Annotated in this window: 6 protein-coding genes; all 6 read right to left on the minus strand. The window is 72.9% G+C overall.

Annotated features, from left to right (window positions below; translation table 11 throughout):
- The coding region (locus tag AE652_RS10355; protein ID WP_053112030.1) for a sigma-70 family RNA polymerase sigma factor at positions 1-783 on the minus strand (783 nt) is incomplete at its 3' end.
- 264 nt (positions 784-1,047) lie between these two features.
- Positions 1,048-2,790 carry a multicopper oxidase family protein gene (locus AE652_RS10360; RefSeq protein WP_107086408.1) on the minus strand — a complete coding sequence of 581 codons (1,743 nt, stop codon included), beginning with the start codon at positions 2,788-2,790 and terminating at the stop codon, positions 1,048-1,050.
- 83 nt (positions 2,791-2,873) lie between these two features.
- On the minus strand, positions 2,874-4,100 hold the full coding sequence (locus tag AE652_RS10365) for an ABC transporter ATP-binding protein (protein WP_049650954.1): 1,227 nt from the start codon (positions 4,098-4,100) through the stop codon (positions 2,874-2,876).
- Positions 4,101-4,175: 75 nt separating this feature from the next.
- Positions 4,176-5,009 (minus strand): carbohydrate ABC transporter permease, encoded by an 834-nt coding sequence (locus tag AE652_RS10370; protein WP_049650955.1) that lies wholly within the window; start codon positions 5,007-5,009, stop codon positions 4,176-4,178.
- Entirely contained in the window at positions 5,006-5,857 is an 852-nt protein-coding gene (locus AE652_RS10375) for a carbohydrate ABC transporter permease (RefSeq protein ID WP_234348332.1), read from the minus strand. The genes AE652_RS10370 and AE652_RS10375 overlap by 4 nt, the downstream gene beginning before the upstream one ends.
- A 137-nt stretch (positions 5,858-5,994) precedes the next feature.
- Positions 5,995-7,272, minus strand: coding sequence for an ABC transporter substrate-binding protein (locus AE652_RS10380; RefSeq protein ID WP_049650957.1), 1,278 nt, complete (start codon positions 7,270-7,272; stop codon positions 5,995-5,997).
- Positions 7,273-7,391 lie beyond the last annotated feature (119 nt).

Genomic DNA, 7,391 nt, shown 5'->3' on the forward strand with positions numbered 1-7,391 from the left:
GTCCGCTATCCGGGACTGGGTGCACCCGTCCCAGAACCGCAGCTTGAGGACGGTCTGCTCACGCTCGGGCAACCGGGCCAGCAGCGGGCGGACGGCGGTGCGGAAGTCGGCGAGTTCGATGCCGGGGTCGCAGCCGCCGAGCCGGTCGAGCAGGGCGCTGCCGGTCTCGTCGGTGTCCTGGTCGCGCAGCGCGTCCAGGGAGTTGGGGCGGTAGACCCGGCCCGCCAGCAGCCCCTCCGTGGCCTGTTCGACGGTGAGGTGCAGGTCCTCGGCGATCTCCTCGGGCCGTGGCAGCCGGCCGAGCTCCTGCTCCAGGCGGTCGGAGTCGCGGGCGACGGACAGGTACAGCTCCTGCATGCTGCGCGGGACGCGCACCGGCCAGGAGGTGTCGCGGAAGAACCGCTTGATCTCGCCGGTGATGGTGGGGATCGCGTAGGTGACGAACTCGACGCCGCGCCGCGGGTCGTAGCCGTCGACGGCCTTGATCAGGCCGATCGTGCCGACCTGGAGGATGTCCTCCATGTCCTCGGCCCGGTGCCGGTAGCGGGCGGCGATGAAGCGCACCAGCGGCATGTTGAGCTCGATGATCGTGCCGCGGACGTAGCTGTAGGCGCGGCTCTCGCGGGCCAGCCCGGCCAGCCGCTCGAACAGCGCGTCGCTCAGCTCCCGCGCCTCGGACTTCCCCATGCGGCGGAGTTCGGCCGCCGTGGGCCGTCGCGGGAGGTCGGGCGGCAGGCCCGAGGGGGCCGCTTCCCAGCCGGCTGTTTCCAGGTGGACGGACACGTGATCGCTCCTGGGCGCCGGGGTGAGCGCCCGGCGCCACGTACGGCCCGCACCTCGTGCGGCGTGTCACGGACTTCTCCCCCGGGACCCGTGCCCGGCCACTGCGGGCGCGGCCCCGGTGGCACCGGCCCCGGCGGCACCGCCCGAGGTGCTGGAGCAGCCGGAATCGCACGGCCGCTGTACGACTGGTCTACCCCGGGATCCGGTTCCGAACGCACGTTCCAGGAGCTTTCCTGCACCGCCGCCGCCGGCGCCCGGCAGCGCTCAGTGATCGAGCGGACGAGGCCGGCCAGGCCACCCCGGCCACCCGGGCTGCTGGGGCCACCCCGGCCATCCGGCCGGCTCCGGCCGTCGCGGCCGGACGTACTCGACCAGCTGCATCATCCCGAGGTCCTCGTGCTGCAGCTGGTGGCAGTGCAGAACGGTGCGGCCGGTGAAGTCCTCGTACTTGACCAGGAGGGTGACGGTGTCGCCCGGCTTGCCGCCGGTCAGGTCGACGGTGTCCTGCCACACCGGCGGGTCGAGCCGTTCCCCGTTGCGGTGGGTGACGAGGACGTGGTTGGTGTGCAGGTGGAAGGGGTGGTGGAAGGTCGGCATGGTCTCGTCGGTGTGGATGGTCCACCGTTCGACGGCGCCGAGTTCCAGGGTGTGGTTGACGTACTCGGGGTCGAACAGGCCGTAGGCGGGGTCGCGGGTGAGGTCGCCGCCGGGGTCGGCCGCGGGGGTCGGGTGGCTGCCGAGGACGCGGTAGGCGTTGGGGAACGGCTGGGCGAAGACCTTCGGGTCGACGTGGAAGACCACCCTGCGGTCGCCGCCGGGGTTGGCGATGTCCTTCTCGTCGAGGAACGGCATGCCCTGCGGCAGCGAGGTCGGCAGCTCCATGGGCGGCTGGACGGCCTCCCCCGCCACCTCGATCGTCATCAGCGGGACGGGCACGCCCTTGGCCCGCAGTTCGTACGTCCCGGCCTCGCCGCCCCGGACCAGCACGTCGGCGCGGTTGCCCACACCCAGCGGGACCACCTCGGTGGCGACCGGCGCGGGGAAGGTCACGCCGTCCATGGCGATCTGATGCAGCGTCAACTTCCGTTCCCCACCGGTGACCTGGAGCGAGAGGGCGGTGAACGCGGTCGCCGCGACCAGGCGCCAGCGCTGGACCTCGCCGGGGCGCAGCACGAGGACGGGGTTGACCTCGCCGTTGACGGTGAAGGTGGGCGGGACGGCGGCCAGGGCGTCGCCGGAGGTGAAGTCGGGGACCCTGCCGCCCTTGAGCCGGAGTTCGTTGATGCAGACGACCAGGTCGGCGGCGGCCTTGATCTGCGGCACCTCGTCGACGTCGCCCTCGATGACGATGACCCCGGCCATCCCTCCGGCGATCTGTTCGGCGGTGGCCCCGTGCGCGTGCGGGTGGTACCAGTAGGTCCCGGCCGGATGGTCGGTTGGGATCTGGACGGTGGTCAGGTACCGCGGCTCCGGGGCGCCGGCCGCGGCCTCGTCGGCGGTGCGCGGCGGGAACTCCCGCAGGATGTTGTCGGAACGCCCGGACGGCGAGACGTGCAGGCCGTGGGTGTGCAGGTTGAAGGTGTTCACGCGGTGCGGCCGGTTGTGGCCGCCGTGGTGCGCCGGGCCTGACATCCCGGGCATCCCAGACATCCCGGCCGGGCCGGCCGGCTCGACCGGGTTCGGCGGCAGCCCGTTGACCTGGGTCAGCCACAGCACGTCCCCGGCGCGCGCCCGCAGGGTCGGCCCGGGGATGGTCCCGTTGTAGGTGCGCGTGGTGACCGTCCCGTAGCCCGGGACGGAGAGCGTCGTGAACCGTACGTCGAGTGTCTGGTCGAGCACCGCCGCCGGCCCGCCGGAGGCCGACCGGGCGCGCCGGACGACGGGCTGCGGGAAGGCGGCGGCCGCCGCCGCGGGCCGGGCGAGGATTCCGCCGGAGCCGGCCGCGAGGACGGCTACGGGGACGGCCTTGAGCACCGATCGGCGACTGATTCCGACATTTTCTCCCATAACCGGGCAATGTAAGTCGGGTCCGGTACGGCAACGGTCAGGCACACCGCGGGCCGGCCGGGGGTTGGGCCTTCCGTACCACGCTACGAACGTTCCGGGTGGGTCAGGTTGGCCCCGGTGCGGGGGTCGAAGACGTGGATGCGCGCCGTGTCCACCCGCAGGTCCAGCGGGCCGCCCTCGGCGGCCCGGGTGGCGGGGTTCAGCCGGGCGACCACCCGGTGCTCCCGCATGCCGGTGTCGGCCCGGCCCGAGTCGGCGGCGAGTTCGGCCAGCTCGGCCAGTTCGGCGAGTTCCGCCAGTCCGGCGAGGCCGCCGGGGCCCCGGGCCGCCGCCGGTCCGCCCTCCTCCGCGAAGTGGACGTAGACGTCCGAGCCGACCGACTCCCGGACCTCGACGGTCACGGTGACGGTGACCCCTCCGGCGTGCCCCTCGACCAGGGCGGCGTCCTCGAAGTCCTCGGGGCGGATGCCGACGACCAGTTCGCGCGGCGCGTCCGCGCCCTCCAGAGCGCGCCGGGTGCGGTCGTCCAGCGGCAGGTCGCCCAGCGAGGTGCGCAGGGCGCCGTGCTCCAGCGCGGCGCCGAGGAAGTTCATGCCGGGCGAGCCGATGAACCCGGCGACGAAGAGGTTCACCGGCTCGTCGTACAGTTGCTGCGGCGAGCCGACCTGCTGGACGACGCCGGAGCGCATCACCACCACCCGGTCGCCGAGCGTCATCGCCTCGACCTGGTCGTGGGTGACGTAGACGGTGGTGGTGCCCAGGCGGCGCTGGAGGGCGGCGATCTGGGTGCGCATCTGCACCCGGAGCTTGGCGTCCAGGTTGGACAGCGGCTCGTCCATCAGGAAGACCTTGGGGTCGCGGACGATCGCCCGGCCCATCGCGACCCGCTGGCGCTGCCCCCCGGAGAGGTGGGCGGGCTTGCGGTCGAGGTGCCGGGTGAGGTCCAGGACGCGGGCGGCCTCCTCGACCTTGGCGGCGATGGTCGCCTTGTCGACCTTGGCCAGGCGCAGCGCGAAGCCCATGTTGTCGCGCACGCTCATGTGCGGGTAGAGGGCGTAGCTCTGGAAGACCATGGCGATGTCGCGGTCCTTGGGGGCGCGGTCGTTGACCACCTCCCCGGCGATCCGCAGGGTGCCCTCGGTGATGTCCTCCAGCCCGGCGATCATGTTGAGCGTGGTGGACTTGCCGCAGCCGGAGGGGCCGACCAGGATCACGAACTCGCCGTCGGCGATGGTGAGGTCGATGTGGCGGACGGCGAGGGCGCCGTCGGGGTAGCGCTTGGTGATGCCGTCGAGGACGATCTCGGCCACGGTCCGCCTTCCTGGCCCGCCGGGTGGGGCGGGCTCTTCCTGGGAAACCCATCCTGGGAAGACTCGATGTCGGGCTCAGCCCTTGACGGCGCCGGCGGTGAGCCCGGCGACGATGCGGCGCTGGAACAGCAGCACGAAGAGCACGATCGGGATCGTGATGATCACCGCGGCCGCCGCGATCGAGCCGGTCGGCTGCTCGAACTGGGAGCTCCCGGTGAAGAAGGCGATCGCGGCCGGTACCGTCCGGGCCGAGGTGGTGGAGGTCAGCGAGATGGCGAACAGGAAGTCGTTCCAGCAGAAGATGAAGACCAGGATGCCGGTGGTGAACACCCCCGGCGCCGCCAGCGGCGCGATGACCAGCCGGAACGCCTGCCACGGCGTGGCGCCGTCCACCTTGGCCGCCTTCTCCAGGTCCCAGGGGATCTCCCGGAAGAACGCCGAGAGCGTGTAGATCGCCAGCGGCAGCGAGAAGGTCATGTACGGGATGATCAGCCCGGGCCAGGTGTCGAACAGGCCCAGCGCCCGCTCGATGCCGAACAGCGGCGAGACGAGCGAGATCGGCGGGAACATCGCGATCAGCAGGGACACGCCGATCAGCAGCCGCTTGCCGGGGAAGCGCAGCCGGGCCACCGCGTACGCGGCCATGGTGCCGAGCGCGACGGCGACGGTGGTGGCGATCAGCGCGATGCCGATCGAGTTGACCAGGGCGCGGGTGAACTCCGAGGTCTGGAAGATGCCGCGGTAGTTGGCCAGGGTCCACCGGCGGGGTACGAAGGCGCCGTCGGAGAGGGGGCTCGGGTCCTTGAAGGACAGCGCCACGATCCACCACACCGGGAAGAGCGCGTAGAGCACGACCACCAGGTTGGCGATGCCCCAGCCGGTCAGGGCCCGGGCGGGCCGGCCGCTCATCGCCGCTCCGGTTCCGCGCCGGGCGTGGCCGCGCCGAACAGCTTGACGAAGACCAGCGCGATGAGCGCCACGCAGACGAAGATCAGCACCGAGATCGCCGAGCCGATGCCCAGGTTGAGCGCGGTGAAGAGGTTGTCGTAGCCGAGGATCGACACCGAGCCGGTGCCGTTGGAGCCGCTGGTCAGCACGTAGATGTTGTCGAAGATCCGGAAGGCGTCCAGGGTCCGGAAGAGCAGCGCGACCAGGATCGCGGGCTTCATCAGCGGCAGGATCACCAGCCGCAGCCGCTGCCCGGAGCTCGCGCCGTCCACCATCGCCGCCCGGACCGTCTCGTCCGGGACGAGGGCCAGGCCCGCGAGCAGCAGCAGCGCCATGAACGGGGTGGTCTTCCACACCTCCGCGAGGATGATCAGACCGACGGCCTGCCACTGCTCCGTCAGCGGGGCGCTGCCCTCCGGCAGCAGGGCGGCCAGGTAGCCGGTGCCCGGGGTCCACGCGTACTGCCAGGAGTAGGCCGCGACGACGGTGACGATCCCGTACGGCACCAGCACCGCCGTGCGCACCGTCCCCCGCCCGAAGACCGTACGGTGCATCACCAGGGCGAGCGCCAGGCCGAGCACCAGCTCGACGGCCACCGACACGGCGGTGATCAGCACCGTGACGCCGAGCGCCTGCCACCAGAACGGCGAGGTCAGCACCGCGCCGTAGTTGGCGAGCCCGACCCAGTGCGCCTGGGCCGGGAAGCGCAGGTCGTAGCGCTGCAGGGACAGGTAGACGGCGTAGCCGATCGGGTAGGCCGTGACGGCGAGCATCACGATCACGGCGGGGGCGCACAGCAGCAGGCCCAGCCGGCTCTCCTGGCGGGCGCCGCGCGAGGGCCCGGCCGGTCCCGGCCCGGCGGCGGCCCCGGCAGCGGCCTCAGCGGGCGGTGACCCGGGAACGGACGGTGACCCGGGAGCGGGCGGTGGCCCGGGAACGGGCGGTGTCACGGAATCAGCCCCTTCGAACCGAGGGCGTCCCGGATCTGCCCGCGGAGGTCGGCCACGTCCTTCTCCGGGTGGATGCCGGCGGGCGGGGAGAGGGTGTGCGAGATCGCGATGGAGACGTTCTGGTAGGCCGGGGTCTGCGGCCGCACGCTGGCGGAGTCGAGGGCGGCCAGCACGTCGGCGGCGAACGGGTAGCTGGCGGTCAGCTCGGCCGTCTCGTACAGGCTCCGCAGCGAGGGCGGGAGGCCGCCCTTCAGCGCGTTGGTGAGCTGGTTGTCGCGGTCGCGCAGGCAGAGGGTGGCCTCGGCGGCGAGGTCGGGGTGCCGGCTGTAGGCGCCCACCGCGAGGTCGATCCCGCCGATGGTGACGCTGGCGGGGCGGTCGGCGCTCACCGCGGGGTACGGCGCCCAGCGGAAGTGCGGGAACAGCTCCGGCCGGTTGGCCTTCATCGAGGGGTAGACGAAGGGGTAGTTGAGTTCGAAGGCGGCCGTGCCGGACTCCATCGCGAGCCGGTTCTGGTCCTCCATCTGGTTCGACAGCGAGGGGTCGGCGGCCACCGAGGCCGCCAGGTCGCGCATCACCCCGGCGGCCGTGACGGCGGGCGCCCCGAGCGCGGGCCCCTGGGCGTCGGGGGTGAGGATCGAGCCGCCCGCGCTGGTGACCAGCGTGTTGAACCAAACCGTCAGCCCCTCGTACTGGGCGCCCTGGATCTCCACGAGGTGCGGCTTGCCCTCGCGGTCCAGCTCCCGGGCCTGGGAGAGCATCTCCGCCCAGGTGGCGGGCGGGGTCGGCACCAGGTCGTCGCGGTACCAGAGCAGCTGGGTGTTGGAGTTGTACGGCACGGCGTACAGCCGGTCCCGCCAGGTCGCGGTCCGCACCGCCGCGTCGAGGGTGTCGGCGGTGGCCCGCTCGCGCATCGCCCCGGTCCACTCGCGGATCCAGCCGGCCTCGGCGAACTCGGTGGGCCAGGTGACGTCCAGGCCGAGGACGTCCACGCCGGTGTCGTGCGCCGCCATCCGGCGCACCAGCTGCTGGCGCTGGCCGTCGGCGCCGCGCGGCAGCTTGTTGTAGCGGATCGTGTAGCGGCCGCCGGACTGCTGCCCGCAGCGGTCGGCGGCCTGCTGGAGGGCGCCCGAGTCGTCCGGGAAGTTGTACCAGTTCAGGGCGACCGGGCCGCCGCTCCCACCGTCCCCGCAGCCCACCAGGGCGGCGGCGAGCACGGCCAGTCCGGCGGTGGCGCCCGCCCACCGCGAGCGGAACGTGGGGACCCTCGGCATCGTTCTCCCGGGCTGAGAAGGACCGGCTGGGGCGGAGCGGTCGGAACGGCGCGACCGGCACGCGGCGGTTCGGCCGACCCTAGCCCGGCGCCCCCGCCGGGCCCGGGCGTGCCGCGCCG

The organism is Kitasatospora sp. MY 5-36, assembly GCF_001182915.1.
GTDB lineage: Bacteria > Actinomycetota > Actinomycetes > Streptomycetales > Streptomycetaceae > Kitasatospora.

Bases quoted from the DNA above. Each gene is read 5' to 3' on its own strand.
- AE652_RS10360 (WP_107086408.1), bottom strand. From the start codon at position 2,790: ATGGGAGAAAATGTCGGAATCAGTCGCCGATCGGTGCTCAAGGCCGTC.
- AE652_RS10370 (WP_049650955.1), bottom strand. From the start codon at position 5,009: ATGAGCGGCCGGCCCGCCCGGGCCCTGACCGGCTGGGGCATCGCCAAC.
- AE652_RS10380 (WP_049650957.1), bottom strand. From the start codon at position 7,272: ATGCCGAGGGTCCCCACGTTCCGCTCGCGGTGGGCGGGCGCCACCGCC.